The organism is Nocardioides sp. CCNWLW239 (assembly GCF_037137035.1).
Taxonomy (GTDB): domain Bacteria; phylum Actinomycetota; class Actinomycetes; order Propionibacteriales; family Nocardioidaceae; genus Nocardioides.
On record NZ_JBBBNW010000005.1, the window covers coordinates 340,342 to 361,713 of the forward strand.

Below are 21,372 nucleotides of genomic sequence, written 5' to 3' on the forward strand. Positions count from 1 at the left end.
GTCCTTTCATCCAATCATCCGATGTCTGGCATCCTAGGGGGTGTGACCTCCCGACTCCAGTCCCGCCCCGAGACCGCACCGTCGAGCCCGACCGCACGATCCACGGTGTGGCTGCTGGTCGCGGTCCTGCTCGTCGCGGCCAACCTGCGCGGTGGCATCACATCGCTCGGGGCTCTGCTGGACAGCCTCGACGGGCTCTCGGCCGGCACCCGGTCCTTCCTCACCTCGCTGCCCGTGCTGTGCTTCGCGGTCGTCGGCGCGACCGGGATGAGTCTGGCCCGCCGGCTCGGGGTGCATCGTGGCATCGGGGTCGCGCTCGGACTGCTGGTCGCGGGGCTGCTGGTGCGGGTGATCGGCGATCCGTGGCTGCTGCTGGCCGGCACGTTCGTCGCGTGCGCCGGCATCGCCCTCGCCAACGTGCTGCTTCCTGCTGTGGTCAAGGAGGGTTTTCCGAACCGGGTCGGCTCGGTCACCGGCGCTTACAGCGCGGTGATGTCGCTGGGCGCGGCGATCGCTGCCGGGGTGACGGTGCCGATCGCCCACGCCGCCGGAAGCTGGCGGGTCGGGCTCGGCGTCTGGGCGTTGCTCGCCGTGCTGGCGCTGGTGGCCTGGCTGCCGCACCTGCGCGAGAGCGGGCGGCGCCGCGGTGGTGCAGCGAAGGTCTCGCTGTGGCGTGAGCCCGTGGCGTGGGCGGTCACGGTCGTCTTCGGCACCCAGTCGCTGTTCGCGTACGTCGTGATGAGCTGGCTGCCGAGCATCTACGCCGACGCCGGCTTCAGCCACGCGACGGCCGGGCTGCTGCTCGCGGTGAGCATCCTGGTCGGCGTACCCGTGTTCTTTCTGGCGCCGACGATCGCGATCCGCGCCTCCTCGCAGGGCCACCTGATCGCGGTGCTGACGGCGCTGCTGGCGATGGGGTTCGGCGGGCTCTGGCTCGCGCCGGTCGCCGGCGCCTGGCTCTGGGCGGTGCTGCTCGGCGTGGGCGGCGCGGTCTTCCCGGTGACCCTGACGCTGTTCAGCATCCGCACCGCGACCACCGCCGGCACCACCGGGCTGTCCTCGATGGCCCAGAGCATCGGCTACCTGCTCGCCGCCGGCGGCCCGTTCGTCGTCGGACTCCTGCGTGAGTCCACCGGATCATGGTCGGTCCCGATCGCGCTGCTGCTGGGGGTCGCTGTCATCCAGATCTGCGCCGGGTACGTCGCGGGTCGCCCGGTCGTCATCGGAGCCCCTGCCGAGGACTGAGCCGGCTGTCCGCCGGGGCGACCGACACGGTGGATTCCGTGGGTGGCGGCCCTGATGATCGGCGATACTTCGGGACATGACCGCAACCGCCGAGAAGCCGGATCGGGTCGGACTCTCCGTCGTGGCGGCCGTCGTCGTCATCGCGGCCGAGGTCGTGCGGCTGGTGATCCTGAGCCGGACCCGCTGGGAGCTCGGCTACCCGGAGGAGCATGCGGTCGAAGGCGTGCTGTTCACGCTGGTCTATCTGACGTACGCGGCGATGTTGATGTGGCGTGGACGGAGTCTCGTGCGCAAGCTCACCGCACCGCTCCTGCTGGTCCCGGCGTGGCTCTTCGACTGCTACTGGCTCGTCGCCGACTTCCTCCAGGCGCGGGGTTCGTTCGACCTGCCGGACGGGGAGTGGTGGCTGTGGCTGGTCCGCTTCCTCGTCGTGTTCATCACGGTGTGCCTGGTGGCCGCGTGGGGCGTCGCCCGGCGACGCGGTTTCCTGTGGCCGATCGGTCTGATCGTGCCGGCCGTGCTGACGATCGCCTGGCTGAAGTGGTCGTGGCGCCTCTACGAGGCGCTCGCCGGTGAGATCTTCGTGTATGACCTGATGGCGGCCGTCCCGACCGTGGTGATCACACTGTTCGGCTGCCTCGCCTGCTGGGGCGTCGAGGCGTTGACGCGCAGGCGGGACTGAGGTCAGGGACGCACCCCGGAATTCTTTGCGTCCTTGGGCAATTCTGGGTCGATCGGGGTGACCCGGACGCCGAGTGCGGCGTGCGCGTAGCTGGCCAGCTGCTGCTCGGCCCGCTCCAGGGTCAGGGACGAGTTGTGGGCGAGCAGATGGAGGCCGAAGGCGTCCTCGAGGGCCACGAAGTTGCGGGCGATCGCCTCGGCCGAGTCGGTCAGCGTGAAGACATCGGTGGCGCGCCCGACCTCGAGGACGGCGGTGTAGAGCGAGACCTCGCGGTCGAAGAGCAGTGTCATCAGGGTCGCGTGCATGGGGCTGCGGCTCGCGTTGACCGAGATCTCGTCGAGGACCTGGCTCAGAAGCAGGTCCTCACCTCGGGGAAGGCCTGAGTACATCAGGCGTCCGAGCTTCTCGACGGGGGAGAGGTCGCCCTCGATCGCCCGCTGCCGGGACCAGTAGTAACGGTCGGTCGCGGCTTGGTGGGCAGCCTCGATGAGGTCGTCGAGCTCGGGGTAGTAGTAGGCGATCAGTCGTGGCGAGATCCCGGCTTCGGCGGCGATGTTCTTCATCGTCGCGCCGGCCAACCCGTGGGAGGCGATCACGGTGAGTGTTGCCGCGGTCAGATGTTCGCGCCGAGCGGCTTGGTCCTTGCGTCGAGCCATGCTCAACCGTAACGCCTGTGTGAAATCTGCGGGCGAATGATTGACACCTGGTGTGGCGGGGCTCATATTTTCGGTGAAGCGCAAAGAAAGGACTTGCTTGTGCGAACGCACCAGGACTGGCGAGAGATTGCCGCAGAGGTCGACCCCCGGACGCGACCGTTCGTCGGAGGTCGCTCCATCGACACCGCAGAGGGCTCCTTCGAGAACCGCAACCCTGCGACCGGCGCCCTGCTCGCTGAGGTCGCGGACGCCGGCACGGCCGGGGTCGACGCCGCTGTGCGGGCGGCTCGGGAGGCGTACGACGACGGCGGCTGGTCGCGGGCGGGAGTCGCCTTCCGGAGAGAGCGGATGCTCCGCTTCGCCGACCTGCTCGCCGACCACGCCGCTGAGCTGGCGGTGCTGGACGCGCTCGACATGGGCAAGCGGGTCGTCGATGCGTACGACCTCGACCTGCCGTTCTCAGTGAACCTGTTCCGCTACTACGCCGAGGCGATCGACAAGATCAACGACGAGGTCGCGCCGACCCCGCCGGGCACCACGGCGCTGATCCGACGCGTCCCGCTCGGTGTCGTCGGCGCCGTCGTGCCGTGGAACTACCCGGTCGACATGCTCGCCTGGAAGGTCGCCCCGGCGATGGCCGCCGGCAACAGCGTCGTGCTCAAGCCGGCCGAGCAGTCGCCGTCCTCCGCGCTGCGGATCGCCGAGCTCGCCGCCGAGGCCGGGATCCCTGACGGTGTCCTCAACGTCGTGCCCGGCCTCGGCGAGACCACCGGTCGCGCCCTGGGCCTGCACCCCGATGTGGATGCGCTCGCATTCACCGGCTCGACCGAGGTCGGCGCCTACTTCCTGCAGTACGCCGGCCAGTCGAACCTCAAGCAGGTCTGGCTCGAGTGCGGCGGGAAGAGCCCCCACCTGGTCTTCGCCGACGCCGAGGACCTCGCCGCCACCGCCAAGCAGACGGCGTTCGGCATCTGGTTCAACCAGGGCGCCGTCTGCTCCGCGCACTCGCGCGTCCTGGTCCAGCGCGAGGTCCACGAGGAGTTCGTCGACCTCGTCGCGAAGGAGGCGGAGGCGTACGCCCCTGGCGACCCGCTCGACCCGGCCGCCGGGATGGGTGCCATCGTCTCGCCCGAGCAGACCGACCGGATCATGGGCTTCGTCGAGGAGGCCAAGACCTCGGGTGCCCGCCTGGTCACCGGGGGTGAGCGGATCACCCGCGACGGCAGCGACTGCTACGTCCAGCCCACCGTCTTCGACGGTGTCGATCCGGCCTCCACGCTCGCTCGTGAGGAGGTCTTCGGGCCGGTCCTCGCCGTCACCCCGTTCGACACCGAGGACGAGGCCGTCGCACTCGCCAACGGCACCCCGTACGGACTGGCCGCCTCGGTCGCGACCGGCAGCCTGAGCCGTGCGCACCGGCTCGCCGACCGGATCCACGCCGGCACCGTCACCGTCAACGGCGTCGACGCCTTCAGTGCCTGGACCCCGTTCGGCGGCTTCAAGGGCTCGGGCTTCGGGCGGGATCTCTCCCTGCACGCCCTCGACAAGTACGTCGGTCTCAAGACCGTCTGGATCAACCACTGAACCCGAGCGACCGCCCGGACCTCCCCCCCAGCCATCAGGGACACACCATGACGCAGACCAACCAGCCGACCGCACTCGCGGCCGAGCAACAATCACATCTACGCAAGACACTGCGGCGCTTCGACATCGTCTTCCTGCTCATCGCCGCCGTCGTCGGCCTCGAGACCCTCGGTCAGGTCTCCATCTACGGCGCCGAGGCATTCACGTGGGCGCTCGTGCTCGCGGTCTTCTTCCTCGTGCCGTACGGCCTGATCTTCGCCGAGACCGGCGCCGCGTTCAGCGAGGAGGGCGGCGCCTACACCTGGGTCCGGGACGCCTTCGGGCGCCCGGCCGCCGCGGTGGCCGCGATCCTCACCTGGATCACCCAGCCGGTGTGGGTGGGAGGCTCGATGGCGTTCCTCGCCGCCGAGACGGTGAGCGTCTACATCACGCCGCTCGAGCACGGGTCCGTCGGCGACTACGTCTTCAAGATCGTGTTCATCTGGATCACCGTGGTCGCCGCGATCGCCAGCCTGGCCAAGGGCAAGTGGCTGCCGACCAGCGGTGCCATCCTCAAGGTCGGCCTGCTCGCGTTCTTCGTGCTGACCACGATCATCTACGCCGCGAAGAACGGTGTCGTCGGCCTCAGCGGGAGCGACTTCAGCCCGACGCTGCTCGGTCTGTTCGGCTCGGTCCCGATCCTGCTCTTCGCCTACCTCGGCTTCGAGTCCTCCAACAGCGCCGCCGGTGAGATGGAGAACCCCGCCCGCGACGTACCGGTCTCGATCTTCCGCTCCTGCCTGACCGCCGCGATCTGCTACCTGGTGCCGATCTTCGCGATCCTGCTCGTCGTCCCCAGCGACGACATCACCGGCATCGGTGGTCTGCTCGACGCCGTCGGCACCGTCTACTCCGTCTACGGGCCCGCTGCCGAGCCGCTGCTCACGCTCACCGCCGTCGTCTTCGTCTACATCCTGATGAGCCAGGGTGCCGCGTGGATGATCATCTCCGACCGGATGCAGGCGATGACCGCCGCCGACGGGTCCTTCTTCGGCGGTTTCTTCGGCCGCTTCCACGAGGGTCTCGGCACCCCGGTGCGGGTCAACATGCTCTCCGGCGTCGTGGCCACGGTGTTCCTGCTCGCCGCCATGCAGGTGACCGGCGACGGTGCCTCGATCTTCGGTGTCGTGCTGACCATCTCGATCTCGACCTTCCTGCTCAGCTACCTGCTGGTCATCCCGGCCGCGATCCGGCTGCGTACGCGCTACCCCGACCGCCCGCGCCCGTTCCGCGTGCCGGTCTCGGACCGTGGGTTCGCCGCGCTCGGCGCGCTGGCCTTCGCCTGGGTCCTGCTCGGCTCCTGGGTCGCCGTCTTCCCCGGCACCCTCGAGCTGCTGTTCGGCGAGGCGTACCCGTTCCAGGAGATCTGGGGCGTGAGCCGGCTGACCTTCGAGGTCTTCACGCTCGGCACCCTCGGCTGCCTGCTGCTGCTGTGCGGCATCGGGTACGTCCGCGGCGCCCGCGTCCGCGCCCAGGTCGGCGCCCCCAACCCGTCCGTTCCAACCGAGGAGCCCACCCGATGACCGCCTACGACATCCTCTTCGAGCCCGTTCAGATCGGGCCGTTCACCACGAAGAACCGCTTCTACCAGGTGCCGCACTGCAACGGCATGGGCTACCGCGACCCCAGCGCCCAGGCGGCGATGCGCAAGATCAAGGCCGAGGGCGGCTGGTCGGTGGTGTGCACCGAGCAGGTGGAGATCCACGCGACCTCCGACATCGCGCCGTTCATCGAGCTGCGGATCTGGGACGACCAGGACCTGCCCGCGCTCAAGCGGATCGCCGACGCGATCCACGAGGGTGGCGGCCTGGCCGGCATCGAGCTCGCCCACAACGGCATGAACGCGCCGAACCAGCTCAGCCGGGAGACCCCGCTCGGGCCCGCGCACCTCCCGGTCGCGCCCGACACCATCGCGCCGGTCCAGGCCCGGGCCATGTCGCTGCAGGACATCGAGGACCTGCGCCGCTGGCACCGCAACGCCGTACGCCGCTCCCTCGAGGCCGGCTACGACGTCGTCTACGTCTACGGAGCCCACGGCTACGGCGCCCCGCACCACTTCCTCTCGCGGCGCTACAACAACCGCACCGACGCGTACGGCGGCTCGCTGGAGAACCGGATGCGGCTGCTGCGCGAGCTGCTCGAGGACACCATCGAGGAGGTCGCCGGTCGCGCTGCGGTCGCCTGCCGGATCACCGTCGAGGAGGAGATCGACGGCGGCATCACCCGCGAGGACATCGAGGGCGTGCTGCGCGAGCTCGGCGAGCTGCCCGACCTGTGGGACTTCGCCATGGGCAGCTGGGAGGGCGACTCGGTCACCTCCCGGTTCGCGCCGGAGGGCCGCCAGGAGGAGTTCGTCGCCGGGCTGAAGAAGCTCACCACCAAGCCCGTCGTCGGTGTCGGCCGGTTCACCTCGCCCGACGCGATGGTGCGCCAGGTCAAGGCCGGCATCCTCGACCTGATCGGTGCCGCGCGCCCGTCGATCGCGGACCCGTTCCTGCCGAACAAGATCCGCGACGGCCGGCTCAACCTGATCCGCGAGTGCATCGGCTGCAACATCTGCGTCTCCGGCGACCTCACCATGTCGCCGATCCGCTGCACCCAGAACCCGAGCATGGGGGAGGAGTGGCGGCGCGGCTGGCACCCGGAGAAGATCCGCACCAAGGAGAGCGACTCGCGCGTCCTGGTCGTCGGTGCTGGCCCGTCCGGCCTGGAGGCCGCGCGTGCTCTCGGGCTGCGGGGCTACGACGTCGTGCTGGCCGAGGCCGGCCGCGACCTCGGGGGCCGGGTCACCGCGGAGTCGAAGCTGCCGGGCCTCTCGGCCTGGGGCCGTGTCAAGGAGTACCGCGAGGCCGTCCTCGCCGAGCTCCCCAACGTCGAGATCTATCGCGAGAGCCCGATGAGTGCCGACGACATCGTCGAGTTCGGCTTCGAGCACGTCATCACCGCGACCGGGGCCACGTGGCGTACCGACGGCGTCGCCCGCTTCCACACCAGCGCGATGCCGATCGCCGAGGGTGCGCAGGTGCTCGGCCCCGACGACCTCTTCGCCGGTCGCCTGCCCGACGGCAAGAAGGTGGTCGTCTACGACGACGATCACTACTACCTGGGCGGCGTCGTGGCCGAGCTGCTCGCGCAGAAGGGTTACGACGTCTCGATCGTCACCACCGGCTCGCAGGTGTCCTCGTGGACCAACAACACCTTCGAGATCAACCGGATCCAGCGCCGCCTGATCGAGAACGGCATCACCCGGGTGACCGATCACGCCGTGATGTCCGTGGGGACCGGCGGCGTCCGGGTGCAGGACGTCTACGCCGGCATCGAGCGCGACCTCGACTGCGACGCGGTCGTCATGGTCACCGCCCGGCTCCCGCGCGAGGAGCTCTACCTCGACCTGGTGGCCCGTCGCGACGCCGGCGAGCTCGCCTCCGTACGCGGCATCGGCGACTCCTGGGGACCCGGCACCATCGCCGCGGCAGTCTGGTCCGGCCGCCGCGCCGCCGAAGAGTTCGACGCCGTCCTGCCCTCGAACGACGAGGTGCCGTTCCGCCGCGAGGTGACCCAGCTGGCCTGAGGACGGCCGGGTTTCGCGACCGTTAGGTACGACGGGGAGTTCTGCACCGGCTACGCGCTGGTAACCCATGCCGAACTCCCCGTCGTACGTCGGGGGTCAGTAGATCTCGGGACGAGCGTCGGTCCAGATGACGCCGCCGTGCAGGTCCGCGTCGGCGATCCCAGCGGCGAGATCGATCGTGCAGGTGACGACGGCCGGGCCGCCGGCGTCGTGGCGGGGCGCCTCGCAGACGACGGCGCCGTCCGGTGCGATCACCCGGCTGCGGCCGAACATGGCCGCCTCGCCCTCGCCGCCGGCCTGGTTGACCGTGATCCACCACTGGCCGTTGGCAAGGGCGTTGGCCGGGTGCAGCAGCTCCCACCAGCTCTCCGCGCCGGCTTCGTAGGCCGCGGGCATCACCACCAGGCGGGCGCCACGGTCGCGCAGTGCGCGAGCGTAGCCCGGGTGGTCGCCGTCGAAGCAGATCGCCATCCCGACCGTGCCGAAGGGCTCGGTGTCGAGGACCGTCGCCTCGGAGCCTGCGGTGAAGACGGCGTCTTCGGCGGTGGCGCGGTAGAGGTGTGCTTTGCGGTGCTGGGCAACGATCTCCCCGGCAGGGTCGTACACCACCGCCGTGTTGTACGTGACCCCGTCGGCCAGCTCGGGAACCGTCCCGGCGAACAGCCAGATGCCGTGGGTGCGCGAGGCCTCCGCGAGTCGCTCGCTACGCGGGCCGGGCACCGGCTCGGCTGCCTCCGCGACGATCTCGCCCAGCCGCGAGGCGTCGTAGCCGCTGGCCCACAGCTCTGGGAGGACGACCAGCTCGGCGCCCAGGTCGGCGGCCTCTGCGACCAGCTCGATCGCCCTCTCGAGGTTGATGCCCGGATCGCCGGGCACCGCGTGCCACTGGACCAACCCGACGGTGACGCGATCCTGCATGAGGGGTGCCTCCTGAAGAAGTGGGTGAACCCCACATCACAGGCCCCGGCCGAGGCGATGTCAACGAGCTCGGGCATCTGGTTTGCCGATGCAGAGCAACGAAAACCGGTGTTGGTCGGCGGCAGTCGCGGGGGCCTACCGTGATCTGGATCACGGGTCTCGGGCCCCACCCCGGAGCCGGCATCCCAGGAAGGACATTTCGATGCAGCAAGACGCGGTCGAGACCACCATGACGGTCGAGAAGCGCACGATCGACCACATCCCCGTGACCGAACGGCACGGACGTGCTCGAGATCTCTTCACGATCTGGTTCGGCTCCAACATCATGCTGCTGACGGTGGCCACCGGTGTCGTCGCGACCGCCGTCTACGGCCTGCCGGTCTGGGCCGCGGCCGTCGCGCTCGTCATCGGCCACGCGGTCGGCGGCGTGGTGATGGCGCTGCACGCCGCACAGGGCCCGCAGATGGGCGTCCCGCAGATGCTGCAGACCCGGGCGCAGTTCGGCTCGTACGGAAGCCTGCTGGTCGTCGTCCTGGTGATCTTCATGTACGTCGGCTTCTTCGCCTCCAACATGGTCCTCGGCGGCCAGGCGGTCTCCAGCCTGTTCGGGCTCGACGAGACCGTCTCGATCATCGTGATCGGCCTGGTCAGCGTGGTCGGCGCGGTGGTCGGGTACCGGATGATCCACGCGCTGACCGGCCTGATGAGCCTGGTCTCGGGCCTCGTCCTGGTCCTCGCGTTCGTCTGGATGATCGGCATCCACGAGCTGCCCGCCGGCACGTTCCACACCGACGGCGCCACCCTGGTCGGTTTCATGGGCACGATCTCGCTCGCCGCGCTGTGGCAGATCGCCTACGCGCCGTACGTCTCCGACTACACCCGCTACATGCCGCGCGACACGGGCGTGCGCCCCGCCTTCTGGGCGACGTACGCAGGCGCCGTGCTCGGTTCGCTGTTCCCGATGCTCCTCGGCGCCATCGTGGGTGCTGCGCTGCCTGAGGCGGACACGGTCACCGGCCTGCAGGACCTGACCACCGGCGTCGGCGGCCTGATCATCGCCGTCTTCGGCATCGGCATCGCCTGCACCAACGCGATGAACCTCTACTGCGGTGCGCTCTCCACGATCACCGTCGGCCAGACGATCTTCCCGAGGTGGGTCCCCGGTGCCTCGGCGCGTGCGGTCGTCTCCGCGGTCCTGTTCGCCGGCGCGGTCGTGATGGCGCTCGTCGGCAAGGACAACTTCCTGGTCAACTTCACGAACTTCATGCTCCTGCTGCTCTGCGTGCTGGTGCCGTGGACCGCTGTCAACCTGGTCGACTACTACGCCCTCAAGCACGGCGAGTACGACATCGACTCCCTCTTCGAGCGCGACGGTGGCCGCTACGGCCGGTTCAACCTGATCGCCGTCGCCTGCTACTTCCTCGGCATCCTGGTCCAGATCCCGTTCCTGAGCACCGCGATGTACGTCGGTCCGCTCGCCGAGAAGCTGGGCGGTGTCGACATCTCCTGGATCGTCGGCCTGGCGGTGATCAGCCCGCTCTACCTGGTCCTGATGAAGCGCTTCGCCCGCTTCAGCGGCCACCGCCCGGTGGTCGAGGCGGGTGGTGTCGCATGACGGAGAACAGCACGACGTTCGACTACCTGGTCGTCGGTGGCGGTACGTCCGGAAGCCTTCTCGCCGCGCGCCTGAGCGAGGATCCCGACGTCACCGTCGGGCTCCTCGAGTGGGGCCCGGACGACGAGCACGAGCCCCGCGCCCGCGAGCTGCGGCGCTGGGCGGAGATGCTCGAGGGCGAGTACGACCTCGACTACCGCAGCGTCGAGCAGGAGCGCGGCAACTCGGCGATCCGTCAGGCCCGGCTCCGGATCCTCGGCGGCTGCTCCGACGGCAACACGATGATCTCGTGGCGCACGCTCGCCGCCGACCTCGACGAGTGGGTCGAGCGTGGAGCGGCGGGCTGGTCCCCGGAAGCCGTCCAGCCCTACTACGACCGGCTGCGGACCCCGATCCAGCCGGTGGCGGAGACGGACCGCAACCCGATGGTGGCCGACATGGTCGCCGCCGCGGCGACGGCGCTCGACATCCCGTTCCAGGAGGCCTGGAACGACGGCCGCCTCGACAAGCGCGCCGAGGGTGCCGGCTTCTTCGAGGTCGGCTACACGCCCGAGGGGAACGTCCGCTCCTCGACCTCCATCCACTACCTGCACCCCGCCCGCGCCACGCGCGAGAACCTGCGGGTCGTCCTCGGGACGCGGGTGGAGCGCGTCGAGGTCGTCGACGGAGTGGCCACCGGCGTACGGGCTCGGGTCGACGGCGAGCTGGTCGACTTCACCGCGCGGCGTGAGGTGATCCTGTGCTGTGGGGCGATCGATACGCCCCGACTGCTGCAGCTGTCCGGCATCGGCCCCCGCGAGGTCCTCGAGCAGGCCGGAGTGCCGGTGGTCGTCGACCTTCCCGGTGTGGGGGAGAACCTGATGGACCACGCCGAGGGCCTGGTCGTGTGGGAGCTGAAGGAGTCGCCGCCTCAGACCTGCGCGAGCGGCTGGGACGCCGGCGCACTGGTCAGCGTCATGGAGCCCGACGACCGCCCCGACGTGCTGATGCACTTCCCGGTCGAGCCGTGGGCGGTCCATGCCGAGGCGTACGGCGCCGAGCTGCCCGAACGCATCGTCTCGATCGCTCCCAACGTCGCCCGGCCGGCCTCGCGCGGTCGGGTGTGGATCACCTCCGACGACCCGGAGACCGCGCCGTCCATCGACTACCGCTACTTCACCGACCCCGAGGGCCGTGACGAGGCGATGCTCGTCGCCGGCGTACGTCTGGCCAGGCGGATCGCCGAGGCCGAGCCCTTCGCCTCCCGACTCGTGCGTGAGGTCTTCCCGGGCCCCGAGGTGCAGACCGACGAGCAGATCAGCGCGGTCGCCCGCGCCACCCACCAGACCGTCTACCACGTGAGCGGGACCTGCGCCATCGGTGCGGACGACGATCCGTCGGCCGTGCTGGACCCCTCACTGCGGGTGCGTGGCGTCGACGGTCTGCGTGTCGTCGACGCATCGGTGTTCCCGCAGCTGGTCGCCACTAACCCTGTCGTGACCATCATGATGGTCGCCGAGCGCGCCGCGGACCTGATCCGCTCCTGAGCCACCGAGAAGGCCCCGGAACCGCGAGGTTCCGGGGCCCTTCGTGAGGTGCCGTGCCGCCGTGATCAGTGGCTGCGCAGCTCCTCGGCCAGCTCGGCGACGATGGCGAGCTGGTGGGACAGCGTCCGAGCGGACGGCTGCTGGGCGATGAACGTCTCCTCGAAGGGGTCGACCACCTCGGTACGGATCCCCGACAGCGTCTCGACGATCGCGAGGCCGCAGAACGGCACCTCGGACTCGGCGTACCCGCCCTCGTGGACGGCGACCACGTGACCGTCGCACACCTCCTCGGCGACCTCCATCACCAGTGCGGTCATCTGCCGGAAGCTGTCGGCGTAGAGCAGCTGGCGGGCGAGCGGGTCGACCATGTTGGCGTCGAGGCCGCTGGCGACGACGATCAGCTCGGGCGCGAAGTCGCGGACCGCGGGCAGCACGATGTCACGCATCGCGGCCAGGTAGGTCTCGTGGCCCGATCCCGGCGGCAGCGGCACGTTGAGGTTGTATCCGAGCCCGGCACCGCGACCGCGGTCGGTGGTCGCCCCGGTGTCGACCGGGAAGCAGTTCTCCTGGTGGATCGAGACGGTGAGGACGTCGTCACGCTCGTAGTAGACGGCCTCGGTCCCGTTGCCGTGGTGCACGTCCCAGTCGATGACCGCGACCCGACCGAGACCGCGCTCGGCCTTGGCCGCCTCGACCGCGATCGCGATGTTGGCGAGCAGGCAGAAGCCCATGCCCTCCTCGGGGAGGGCATGATGGCCCGGCGGGCGGGAGAGCGCGTACGCGTTGCGATAGCGGCCGGTCACCACGTCGGCGACCGCCCGTTTCGCCAGCCCGGCCGAGAGTGCGGCGATCTCGAAGCCGCCGTGCGAGAACAGCGCCTCGGGGCCGATCTCGCCGCCCCGGCCGGCGCTGAGCTCCTCGAACCGGTCCAGGTATTCGGCGGGGTGCACCCGCTCCATGTCTTCGCGTGTCGCCGGCTCGGCGCTGTGCACGTCGAGCTGCTCGGTCAGACCGGAGACGTCGAGCAGCGACTTGAACCGTCGCTTCGACTCCGGCGACTCGGGGTGACCGCCGGCGGTGAGCGGCTGGAGCCAGCCGCCGACAGGCAGGAACAGCACGGCCTCTCCGGTGCTGTGCCACAGGCAGCGCTCGTCGTGGTAGAACGCCGTCCCTGCGCCGGTCATCAGCTGCGGGCCTGTCGGTCGTACGCCGCATAGCTGCGCTGCGTGGCGATGTGCCCGGCGACGTGCTTGGCGTCGTGCCAGACGCCCCAGATGAAGGACGAGCCGCGGCGGGAGAGCCAGGGGAGGCCGACGAAGTAGACGCCGGGCTCGGTGGAGACGCCGCGGCGGTGGGCCGGGCGGCCGTTCTCGTCGAGCGCGTCGACCTTCAGCCAGCCGTAGTCGGTCGCGAAGCCGGTCGCCCAGATGATCGTCGTGATCCCGGCCTCGGCCAGGTCGACGGAGAGCAGCGGGGTGGTCGCGGCCGAGGGGGCCGGGCCGAGGTCGCGGGCCGAGGGCTCCTCGGGCAGGTCGATGCCGTTGCGGGCGACGTAGTCGTCGGCGGCGTCGAGGAGGGCGAGGTAGTTGGCGTCGCCGCGGGCGATGTTCTCGGCCAGGTCCTCACGGAAGGTGAGGGTGCCGGCGTCGAACCGGTCGGTCATCCCGACGAGCTGGATCCCGCTCGCCTCGAGTTCACGGAAGTCGATGGTGCGACCGCCGTGCGCTCCGCTGACGGCGATCGTGACGTGCTCGGCGCCGGCCGCCGGGGTCTCGAGGTCCCACAGGCCGAGGACACCGAGCCACCAGCAGAAGTCACGACCGCGGTAGCTGCGCGGCGGACGGTCGTGCGGGCCGACGGAGAGGTGGACCTGGCGGCCGGAACGCTGCAGCTCGTCGGCGATCTGGACGCCGGAGGAGCCGGCGCCGACGACCAGGACGTTGCCCTCGGGGAGCTGGTCGGGGTTGCGGTAGTCGCTGGAGTGCATCTGCAGCCGGACCGCACCCTCGGGCACGATCGGCGGGTAGACCGGCTTCTGGAACGGACCGGTCGCGGCGACGACGTACCGCGCGTCGATGACGCCGTCGGAGGTCTCGACCCGGAAACCCGGGCGGCCCTCGTTGCGGGTCACCGAGGTGACCTCGACGCCGGTCCGGACGGGGGCGGCGATCTTCTCGGCGTACGCCTCGAAGTAGGCCGCGACCTGGTCCTTGGTGGCGAACGCGTCTGCGTCGACGTCCTGGAACTCCAGGCCCGGGAATCGGTCGTGCCAGGCCGGGCCGTTCGCGACCAGCGAGTCCCAGCGCATCGTGCGCCAGCGCTCGGCGATCCGGTCGCGCTCCAGCACGAGATGGGGGACGCCGTTGTCGCTCAGGTGCTCGCTCATCGCGACGCCGGCCTGGCCGGCACCGACGACGAGGACCTCGATCTCTTCGTTTGCCATACCGGAAATCCTGAGCCGCGCCCTTGGTCATGTCCAACAGATGTTGTTGGCCTTATCCATCTGATCTACCGATGCAACCCGCCCAGACAGCCCTTGCATCTGTTTCATTGAAGATAGTCCTTGGAAACATCTGTTGGACACATGGCAGGAGACGATGTGGACTGGACGTCGTGGAGACCAACAAGAGCATCGTCGTCGGCGGACACACCCGGATCCGCCCGTTCAACACCAGCGTCACCTACCCCGAGCAGAACCTGGACAACGACCTGTGCCAGGCCGTGGTCGCGGGCAACACCGTCTACGTACGGGGCCAGATCGGGCAGAACCTGGACACCAGTGAGTCGGTCGGCATCGGCGACGTCGAGGCACAGACCGAGCAGGCGATGGCCAACATCAAGATGCTGCTCGAGGAGGCCGGGGCCGAGATGGAGCACCTGGTCAAGCTCACCATCTACATCGTCGACCCGCGCTACCGCGAGGTCGTCTACCGCACCATCGGTCGCTGGACCAAGGGCGTGCACCCGATCTCCACCGGTCTGGTGATCTCCGCGCTGGCCCGTCCGGAGTGGCTGGTCGAGGTCGACGCGATCGCGGTCATCCCGGAGGTGTCGAAGTGACCTTCTCCGTGCTCGCCACCGACGGCAAGGGTGCCGTCGGCATCGCCGTGACCTCCTCCAGCCCGGCGGTCGCTGCGCGCTGCATCCACCTGCGTCCCGGCGTCGGTGGCGCCTCGTCGCAGAACATCACCGACCCGCGCCTGGGCACCGAGCTCCTCGACGCGCTCGCCTCCGGTCTCGACGCCCGGGCCGCGCTCGCCGCGGTCACCCAGGGCCGAGAGCACATCGAGCACCGCCAGCTCACCGTGCTCGGCCTCGACGGAGCCGGCGCCGCCTACAGCGGGTCCGGGTCGCTCGGCGTCCATCATCACGTCGTCGCGCCGCAGGTCGTCGCCGCCGGCAACCTGCTGGCCGGCACCGAGGTCGTCGACGCCGTCGTCGCGGGCTTCGAGGCGGCGACCGGAGACCTCGAGGAGCGGCTCCTGGCCGCGCTCGAGGCCGGCCTGGCCGCCGGTGGCGAGGCCGGCCCGCTGCACTCGGCGGGCCTGTCCGTGGTGCGCGATGTCGCCTGGCGGGTCACCGACCTCCGCGTCGACTGGAGCGACCACCCGATCGAGGACCTCCGCGACCTGCTGAAGGTCTGGCTGCCGCAGCGCGACGACTACGTCACCCGCGGGCTCGACCCGACCACCGCACCGTCCTACGGCGTTCCCGGGGACGAGTGACCCCGATGGCCACCACCGCGAAGCAGGACGCCGCCGCGACGGTCAGCAGTGACGCCGAGAGGCTGATCCGGCTCTCCGAGCAGCTGCACGCCCACCCCGAGACCGCCTGGGAGGAGCACCACTCCTCGCGCTGGGTCGCGGAGTCGCTCGAGGAGGCCGGGTTCGCCGTGACCCCGGCCTATCTCGGCCTGGAGACCGCGTTCCGGGCGAGTTTCGGCAGCGGCCCGTTCCGGCTCGGCCTGTGCGCCGAGTACGACGCGCTGCCCGGCCTCGGACACGCCTGCGGCCACAACCTGATCTCCGCGATCACCGTCGGCGCAGCCCGCGCACTCGCACCGCTCGCCGACGCGGCCGGCCTGACGATCGAGGTCTACGGCACCCCCGCCGAGGAGGGCGGCGGCGGCAAGATCGAGCTGCTCGAGCGCGGCGCCTTCGCCGGTCTCGACCTGGCGATGATGGCCCACCCGGCGCCCGTCGACGTGGCCGAGGCCGAGCCGTTCGCGGTCTCCCACTCCCACGTCGAATACCAGGGCAAGGCCGCTCACGCCGCTGCGTACCCCGAGCAGGGCGTCAACGCCGCCGACGCCTTCACCATCGCTCAGGTCGCGATCGGCCTGCTCCGCCAGCAGCTTCCGCCGACCGTGCGCGTGCACGGCGTGATGACCAACGGGGGAGAGGCGCCCAACGCCATCCCCGCCCGCACCGAGGGCCGCTGGTACGTCCGCGCCGAGAGCCTCGCCCAGCTCGCCGAGACCGAGGAGAAGGTCTGGCGCTGCTTCGAGGCCGGTGCGCTCGCCACCGGCGCGACGCTCACCGTCGAGCCGGAGAGCAAGCCCTACGCCGAGTTCCGCACCTTCGCTCCCGCGCTGGCCGCGTACCGGCGCAACGCCGAGGAGATCGGCCGGGTCTTCGACCCGGGCACGCCGGCCCGCCGGATGAACCGCGCCTCCACCGACATGGGCAACGTCTCCCAGGTCGTGAACGCGATCCACCCCTACGTCGGCATCAACTCCGGGACGGCCCTCAACCACCAGCCCGAGTTCGCCGCGCACTGCGTCGGCGGGGACGCCGAGAAGGCGCTCCTCGACGCCGCGACCGCGCTGGCGTGGACCGCTCTCGACGTCGCCGAGGCCGCTCGATGACCACCGTCGACGCTCCGTCCGCCCGCACCGAGCACGATTCGCTCGGCGCGTTCGAGGTCCCGGCCGGCGCCTACTGGGGCGTGCACACCGCCCGGGCGCTGCAGAACTTCCCGATCAGCGGCACCACGGTCGGGAGCCACCGCTCGCTGGTCGCCGCCCTCGGCGCGGTCAAGCTCGCCGCGGCTCGCGCCAACCACGAGGTGGGCCTGCTCGACGAGCGTCGCCACGCCGCCATCTCGGCTGCCGCGGAGGACGTACGCAACGGTGTCCTCGACGACCAGTTCGTCGTCGACGTCATCCAGGGCGGCGCCGGCACCTCGACCAACATGAATGCCAACGAGGTCGTCGCCAACCGCGCGCTCGAGATCCTCGGGCTGCCGTTCGGCAGCTACGACGAGATCCACCCGCTGGACCACGTCAACCGCTGCCAGTCCACCAACGACGTCTACCCGACCGCCGTCCGGCTCGCGCTCGTCGGCGCGATCGACCGCCTGGCCGAGTCGACCGAGGCGCTGGCCGACTCGTTCGCCCGCAAGGCGAGCGAGTTCCGAGGCGTCCCCAAGATCGGACGTACGCAGCTCCAGGACGCCGTCCCGATGACGGTCGGTCAGGAGCTCGGCGCCTTCGCCACCACGCTGCGCGAGGAGCTGGCCCGGCTGGCCGACTCGCGGATGCTGCTGTGCGAGATCAACCTCGGCGCCACCGCGATCGGCACCGGGATCACCGCGCACCCCGACTACCGGCGGCTCGCCGTCCAGCACCTCGCCGAGATCACCGGTCTGCCGGTGGTCGGTGCCGGTGACCTGGTGGAGGCGACCAGCGACACCGGTGCGTTCGTGCAGGTCTCCAGCGTGCTGAAGCGGATCGTGGTCAAGGTCTCGAAGATCTGCAACGACCTCCGCCTGCTCAGTTCCGGCCCGCAGGCCGGGCTGGGCGAGCTCCGGCTGCCCGCCCGTCAGGCCGGGTCGAGCATCATGCCCGGCAAGGTCAACCCGGTCATCCCGGAGATGGTCAACCAGGTCGCCTTCTGGGTGATCGGCAACGACCTCACCGTCACGATGGCGGCCGAGGGTGGCCAGCTCCAGCTCAACGCGTTCGAGCCGGTGATGGCGCACGGCCTGCTCCAGGGCTTCACCTGGACCGCGTCCGCCTTCGACTCGCTGCGCGAGATGTGCGTGGACGGGATCACCGTCGACGCCGCCGAGCTCGCCGCCGCGGCCGCCACCAACGCCGGCCTCGCGACCGCGCTGACGCCGCTGCTGGGCTACGTCAAGTCCGCCGAGATCGCCAAGGCAGCGCTCAGCGGTGAAGGAGCGGTGCGGGACCTGGCGCTGGCGACCGGTGCCATCGACCAGGTGGTGCTGGACGCGCTGCTCCGGCCCGAGACGCTCGCGAACCTCGACGTACCGGGCGCCAACGGGTCGACACGGGAGTAAACGATCACGCGCCCCACCGGTTCGGGCAAGATGGCTCGCATGGCCGAGCCGTCTTTCACGCTGACCCAGCTGCGCTACTTCGCCGCGGCCGCGGAGCTGGGCTCCATGACCGCCGCGTCGCGGCAGCTGGTGGTCTCGCAGTCGGCTGTCTCGACGGCCGTGGCGCAGCTGGAGAAGGAGCTGGGTGTCCAGCTGCTGCTGCGCCACCATGCCCGCGGCCTGACCCTGACGGCCGCCGGTGAGGAGTTCTACCGCGAGCTGCGCAGCTATCTCGTGCACACCAGTGAGCTGGTCGAGGTCGCGCGCTCCGCAGGTCAGGCGCTCGTCGGCGATCTCACCATCGGTTGCTTCGCGACGCTGGGTCCGTTCGAGCTGCCGCGGCTGCTGGCCGCGTGCGAGGCTGACCATCCCGGCATCCACGTCTCCGTCGTCGAGGACGAGCACGCGGCGCTCAAGCACGCGCTGCGCTCGGGGCGATGCGAGCTGGCGCTCATGTACGGCTACGACCTCGACGACGACATCGACCACGTCCGGGTCGGGCTCGCGGCGCCCTACGTCCTCGTCGGCAAGGGCCACCGGCTGGCGCGCCGCAAGAAGGTCGCCCTCGCCGAGCTCGAGGAGGAGCCGATGGTGCTGCTGGACCTGCCGCACAGCGGCCAGTACTTCGAGAGCCTCATCGAGTCGGCCGGCTTCCGCCCCGAGATCCGCCACCGCAGCGCCGGCTTCGAGACGGTCCGGGCGATGGTCGCGAACGGTCAGGGGTGGTCGGTCCTCAACCAGCGCCCGGCCAGCGACACGACCTACGACGGTGCTCAGGTCGTGACCCTCGAGATCACCGACCCGATCGAGCCGCTCGAGGTCGTGCTGGCCTCGATGAAGGGCGTACGCCTCACCGCCCGCGCGCAGGCCTTCGTCCGCTCCTCGGGCCGGGCAGCACGACGGCGGGAAGGCCGCTGACGCGACCTCCCCGCCGTGGGTGCTCTGTGCCTCAGGCGTGCGAGGCGAGGGCCAGCTCGCTCGGGGCGAGCTTGCGGCCGCGAGCCAGCAGGTAGTAGATCGGCGCGGTCGCGACCAGGCCGATGATCCAGCTCAGGTCGGCGCCGTCGAGCTTGTCCGCGACCGGCCCGGTGTAGAGCGGCGTCGCCATGAACGGGATCTGGACGAGGATGCCGATCACGTAGGCGAGGATCGCCTGACCGTTGAAGCGGCCGTAGATGCCGCCGTCGGCCGCGAAGATCGAGTCGAGGTCGTAGTTGCCGCGGTGGATCAGGTAGAAGTCGATCAGGTTGATCGCGGTCCACGGGACCAGCACCACGAGCAGCGCGAGCACGATGTCGACGAAGTACGAGATGAAGTTGCTCGAGACACCGATGGCGAAGTACGTCGAGGCGGCCATGACGACCAGCGACAGCACCACGCGGCTACGGGCGGTCGGGATCCAGCTGGCGACGAACGTCTGCACGCAGGTGATGATCGAGAGCACGGTGCCGTAGAGGTTGAGCGCGTTGTGGCTGATCACCGAGAGCAGGAAGAGGACGAGCAGCGGGGTGCCGAACGCCCCGGTGGTGTCGCGGACCCCGGTCATGACCTCCACGCCCGGCGTCATCGCCAGCGCGACGATGGCACCGAAGGTGAACGGCAGGATCGAGCCGAGCGTGCAGCCGAGGTAGGTGGCGGTGAAGGTCGCCTTCACCCCGACGCTGGCCGGCAGGTAGCGGGAGTAGTCCGAGACGTACGGAGCGAAGGCGATCTGCCACAGCGCACCCAGCGAGACGGTCGCCAGGAAGCCGGCAGTGCTGTACTCGCCCTGCGTCCAGAAGCCCGCAGGCAGGCCGGAGACGAAGATCGCGACGGTGCCGAGCACGATCGCGATGCCGAGGACCCAGGTCGCGACCTTGTTGAGCGAGTGGATCACCTTGTAGCCGATCACCGCGATCAGGCCGGAGCCGAGCGCCCCGATGACGATCCCCGCCTCGACCGGGATCGGCTCCGCGATGCCGTGCAGCGACTGGCCGGCGAGGACGATGTTGGAGGCGAAGAACGCCAGGTACATCACGGCCGCGATCACGACGACGATCAGCGCCCCGTACGACCCGAACTGGCCGCGGCTCTGGATCATCTGCGGGATGCCCATCTGCGGCCCCTGCGCCGAGTGCAGCGCCATGAAGATGCCGCCCACGAGGTGGCCGACGATGATCGCGACGACGCACCAGAACAGGTCGAGGCCGAAGACGGTGACGCCAGCGGCGCCCGTCACGACGGGCAGGGGAGCGATGTTCGTCCCGAACCACAGGGTGAACAGGTCACGCACCTTGCCATGGCGGTCCTCGGGTGGGACGTAGCCGATGGTGTGCTTCTCGACGACTGGCTGGTCTGGCATGTTTCGTTCTCCATAGGTGTGAGGCGCCCCACCATGGTCGTGACCGTGGTGTTCCTCTGGCAAACGAATCCTTTTGGCCTAATGCATCGGTATCGGTGATGACTCCTTCGGCACGCGTCGCCTGGATAGATTGTCGGGGTGAGGATCACGGTCGTACGTGGGGACATCACCGAGCAGCAGGTCGACGCCGTCGTGAACGCGGCCAACTCCTCGCTGCTGGGCGGGGGAGGGGTGGACGGGGCGATCCACCGCCGCGGCGGCCCGGCGATCCTCGAGGAGTGCCGGCAGCTTCGGGCCGGACACCTCGGCGGCGGTCTGCCGGTCGGACAGGCGGTCGCGACGACCGCCGGCAACCTCCCGTCACGGTGGGTGATCCACACGGTCGGGCCGGTCTACTCGGACGGCCAGGACAACGCCGGCCTGCTGGCCTCATGCTTTCGTGAGTCGCTTCGGGTGGCCGACGAGCTCGGGGCTCGTACGGTGGCGTTCCCGGCGGTCTCGACCGGCGTCTACCGCTACCCGCTCGACGAGGCAGCGTACGTCTCGTTGGGGACGCTCGCTCGGGCATCGACCGACGTCGACGAAGTGCGGCTGGTGCTCTTCGACCAGAAGGCGTACGACGCCTTCGACCGTGCGCGTGAGGCCCTCGACCCGTCCGACGAGCAGGTCGGATGAAGTGGATGCTCGGCAACCCTCTCGTCCGTGACCCGGTATGAGTCCGGGCGCTGAGGGCGCAGGGTTTCTTCGGGGTGGGGGTGGGCCGCCGACCCTCCTTTTACGGTCTTCTCGACGAACCCCGGAGTCAAGGACGGCCTGCGGCCGCCGGCTTCGCCGGTCGCCTTCGGCGATCCTT

General features: G+C 70.1%; 18 protein-coding genes. 13 read left to right on the forward strand and 5 right to left on the reverse strand.

The features are described 5' to 3' along the window. The first annotated feature begins 42 nt into the window (after window positions 1–42). Window positions 43–1,245 (forward strand): MFS transporter, encoded by a 1,203-nt coding sequence (locus WBG06_RS20675; RefSeq protein ID WP_336738844.1) that lies wholly within the window; start codon window positions 43–45, stop codon window positions 1,243–1,245. A gap of 76 nt (window positions 1,246–1,321) precedes the next feature. Further along, window positions 1,322–1,927 (forward strand): hypothetical protein, encoded by a 606-nt coding sequence (locus tag WBG06_RS20680; protein WP_336738845.1) that lies wholly within the window; start codon window positions 1,322–1,324, stop codon window positions 1,925–1,927. Window positions 1,928–1,929: 2 nt separating this feature from the next. Here the strand turns inward: WBG06_RS20680 and WBG06_RS20685 are convergent, their stop codons facing one another. Then, window positions 1,930–2,583, reverse strand: a complete 654-nt coding sequence (locus WBG06_RS20685; RefSeq protein WP_336738846.1) for a TetR/AcrR family transcriptional regulator — start codon at window positions 2,581–2,583, stop codon at window positions 1,930–1,932. Between the two features lie 99 nt (window positions 2,584–2,682). Between WBG06_RS20685 and WBG06_RS20690 the strand changes: the two genes are divergently transcribed. The 3 genes from WBG06_RS20690 to WBG06_RS20700 are packed head-to-tail and all read left to right on the forward strand — an operon-like array spanning window position 2,683 to window position 7,777. Further along, window positions 2,683–4,167 (forward strand): aldehyde dehydrogenase, encoded by a 1,485-nt coding sequence (locus WBG06_RS20690; RefSeq protein WP_336738847.1) that lies wholly within the window; start codon window positions 2,683–2,685, stop codon window positions 4,165–4,167. 47 nt (window positions 4,168–4,214) lie between these two features. Continuing rightward, window positions 4,215–5,729, forward strand: a complete 1,515-nt coding sequence (locus tag WBG06_RS20695; RefSeq protein WP_336738848.1) for an APC family permease — start codon at window positions 4,215–4,217, stop codon at window positions 5,727–5,729. Next, window positions 5,726–7,777: an oxidoreductase gene (locus tag WBG06_RS20700; RefSeq protein WP_336738849.1), complete on the forward strand. Its 2,052-nt coding sequence runs from the start codon at window positions 5,726–5,728 to the stop codon at window positions 7,775–7,777. Before WBG06_RS20695 ends, WBG06_RS20700 begins: the two co-directional genes overlap by 4 nt. Window positions 7,778–7,873: 96 nt before the next feature. Here WBG06_RS20700 and WBG06_RS20705 read toward each other — a convergent pair whose 3' ends face one another. After that, complete coding sequence (locus WBG06_RS20705) at window positions 7,874–8,695, reverse strand: carbon-nitrogen hydrolase family protein (protein WP_336738850.1); 822 nt, start codon at window positions 8,693–8,695, stop codon at window positions 7,874–7,876. Window positions 8,696–8,897: 202 nt separating this feature from the next. On the opposite strand from WBG06_RS20705, the gene WBG06_RS20710 reads away from it, so the two are divergent. Further along, entirely contained in the window at window positions 8,898–10,310 is a 1,413-nt protein-coding gene (locus WBG06_RS20710; RefSeq protein WP_336738851.1) for a purine-cytosine permease family protein, read from the forward strand. Then, the gene (locus WBG06_RS20715; protein ID WP_336738852.1) at window positions 10,307–11,836 is read left to right on the forward strand and encodes a GMC family oxidoreductase; all 1,530 of its coding nucleotides are present in this window, start codon (window positions 10,307–10,309) and stop codon (window positions 11,834–11,836) included. Before WBG06_RS20710 ends, WBG06_RS20715 begins: the two co-directional genes overlap by 4 nt. A gap of 65 nt (window positions 11,837–11,901) precedes the next feature. Here the strand turns inward: WBG06_RS20715 and WBG06_RS20720 are convergent, their stop codons facing one another. Both WBG06_RS20720 and WBG06_RS20725 read right to left on the reverse strand, forming a co-directional pair. Then, window positions 11,902–13,020: a class II histone deacetylase gene (locus tag WBG06_RS20720; protein ID WP_336738853.1), complete on the reverse strand. Its 1,119-nt coding sequence runs from the start codon at window positions 13,018–13,020 to the stop codon at window positions 11,902–11,904. Then, entirely contained in the window at window positions 13,020–14,279 is a 1,260-nt protein-coding gene (locus tag WBG06_RS20725) for a flavin-containing monooxygenase (RefSeq protein ID WP_336738854.1), read from the reverse strand. The genes WBG06_RS20720 and WBG06_RS20725 overlap by 1 nt, the downstream gene beginning before the upstream one ends. Window positions 14,280–14,449: 170 nt before the next feature. Between WBG06_RS20725 and WBG06_RS20730 the strand changes: the two genes are divergently transcribed. Genes WBG06_RS20730 through WBG06_RS20750 form a run of 5 tightly spaced genes read left to right on the forward strand, consistent with a single transcriptional unit; the run spans window position 14,450 to window position 19,096 of the window. Then, on the forward strand, window positions 14,450–14,896 hold the full coding sequence (locus WBG06_RS20730) for a RidA family protein (RefSeq protein WP_336738855.1): 447 nt from the start codon (window positions 14,450–14,452) through the stop codon (window positions 14,894–14,896). Continuing rightward, window positions 14,893–15,561: a DUF1028 domain-containing protein gene (locus tag WBG06_RS20735; protein ID WP_336738856.1), complete on the forward strand. Its 669-nt coding sequence runs from the start codon at window positions 14,893–14,895 to the stop codon at window positions 15,559–15,561. Before WBG06_RS20730 ends, WBG06_RS20735 begins: the two co-directional genes overlap by 4 nt. 5 nt (window positions 15,562–15,566) lie before the next feature. Then, entirely contained in the window at window positions 15,567–16,703 is a 1,137-nt protein-coding gene (locus WBG06_RS20740) for a M20 family metallopeptidase (RefSeq protein ID WP_336738857.1), read from the forward strand. Then, a complete protein-coding gene (locus tag WBG06_RS20745) occupies window positions 16,700–18,139 on the forward strand; it encodes an aspartate ammonia-lyase (RefSeq protein ID WP_336738858.1) in 1,440 nt (479 codons plus the stop codon). Before WBG06_RS20740 ends, WBG06_RS20745 begins: the two co-directional genes overlap by 4 nt. Window positions 18,140–18,178: 39 nt before the next feature. Beyond that, window positions 18,179–19,096, forward strand: coding sequence for a LysR family transcriptional regulator (locus tag WBG06_RS20750; protein ID WP_336738859.1), 918 nt, complete (start codon window positions 18,179–18,181; stop codon window positions 19,094–19,096). Between the two features lie 31 nt (window positions 19,097–19,127). Here the strand turns inward: WBG06_RS20750 and WBG06_RS20755 are convergent, their stop codons facing one another. Next, window positions 19,128–20,519, reverse strand: coding sequence for a purine-cytosine permease family protein (locus tag WBG06_RS20755; protein ID WP_336738860.1), 1,392 nt, complete (start codon window positions 20,517–20,519; stop codon window positions 19,128–19,130). A 138-nt stretch (window positions 20,520–20,657) separates the two neighbouring features. On the opposite strand from WBG06_RS20755, the gene WBG06_RS20760 reads away from it, so the two are divergent. After that, window positions 20,658–21,194, forward strand: coding sequence for an O-acetyl-ADP-ribose deacetylase (locus tag WBG06_RS20760; protein WP_336738861.1), 537 nt, complete (start codon window positions 20,658–20,660; stop codon window positions 21,192–21,194). The last annotated feature ends 178 nt before the right edge of the window (window positions 21,195–21,372 follow it).

Coding starts and splice junctions, on each gene's coding strand:
- WBG06_RS20680 (WP_336738845.1), top strand. CDS start 1,322: ATGACCGCAACCGCCGAGAAGCCGGATCGGGTCGGACTCTCCGTCGTG.
- WBG06_RS20685 (WP_336738846.1), bottom strand. CDS start 2,583: ATGGCTCGACGCAAGGACCAAGCCGCTCGGCGCGAACATCTGACCGCG.
- WBG06_RS20695 (WP_336738848.1), top strand. CDS start 4,215: ATGACGCAGACCAACCAGCCGACCGCACTCGCGGCCGAGCAACAATCA.
- WBG06_RS20700 (WP_336738849.1), top strand. CDS start 5,726: ATGACCGCCTACGACATCCTCTTCGAGCCCGTTCAGATCGGGCCGTTC.
- WBG06_RS20705 (WP_336738850.1), bottom strand. CDS start 8,695: ATGCAGGATCGCGTCACCGTCGGGTTGGTCCAGTGGCACGCGGTGCCC.
- WBG06_RS20710 (WP_336738851.1), top strand. CDS start 8,898: ATGCAGCAAGACGCGGTCGAGACCACCATGACGGTCGAGAAGCGCACG.
- WBG06_RS20715 (WP_336738852.1), top strand. CDS start 10,307: ATGACGGAGAACAGCACGACGTTCGACTACCTGGTCGTCGGTGGCGGT.
- WBG06_RS20720 (WP_336738853.1), bottom strand. CDS start 13,020: ATGACCGGCGCAGGGACGGCGTTCTACCACGACGAGCGCTGCCTGTGG.
- WBG06_RS20725 (WP_336738854.1), bottom strand. CDS start 14,279: ATGGCAAACGAAGAGATCGAGGTCCTCGTCGTCGGTGCCGGCCAGGCC.
- WBG06_RS20740 (WP_336738857.1), top strand. CDS start 15,567: ATGGCCACCACCGCGAAGCAGGACGCCGCCGCGACGGTCAGCAGTGAC.
- WBG06_RS20745 (WP_336738858.1), top strand. CDS start 16,700: ATGACCACCGTCGACGCTCCGTCCGCCCGCACCGAGCACGATTCGCTC.
- WBG06_RS20750 (WP_336738859.1), top strand. CDS start 18,179: ATGGCCGAGCCGTCTTTCACGCTGACCCAGCTGCGCTACTTCGCCGCG.
- WBG06_RS20755 (WP_336738860.1), bottom strand. CDS start 20,519: ATGCCAGACCAGCCAGTCGTCGAGAAGCACACCATCGGCTACGTCCCA.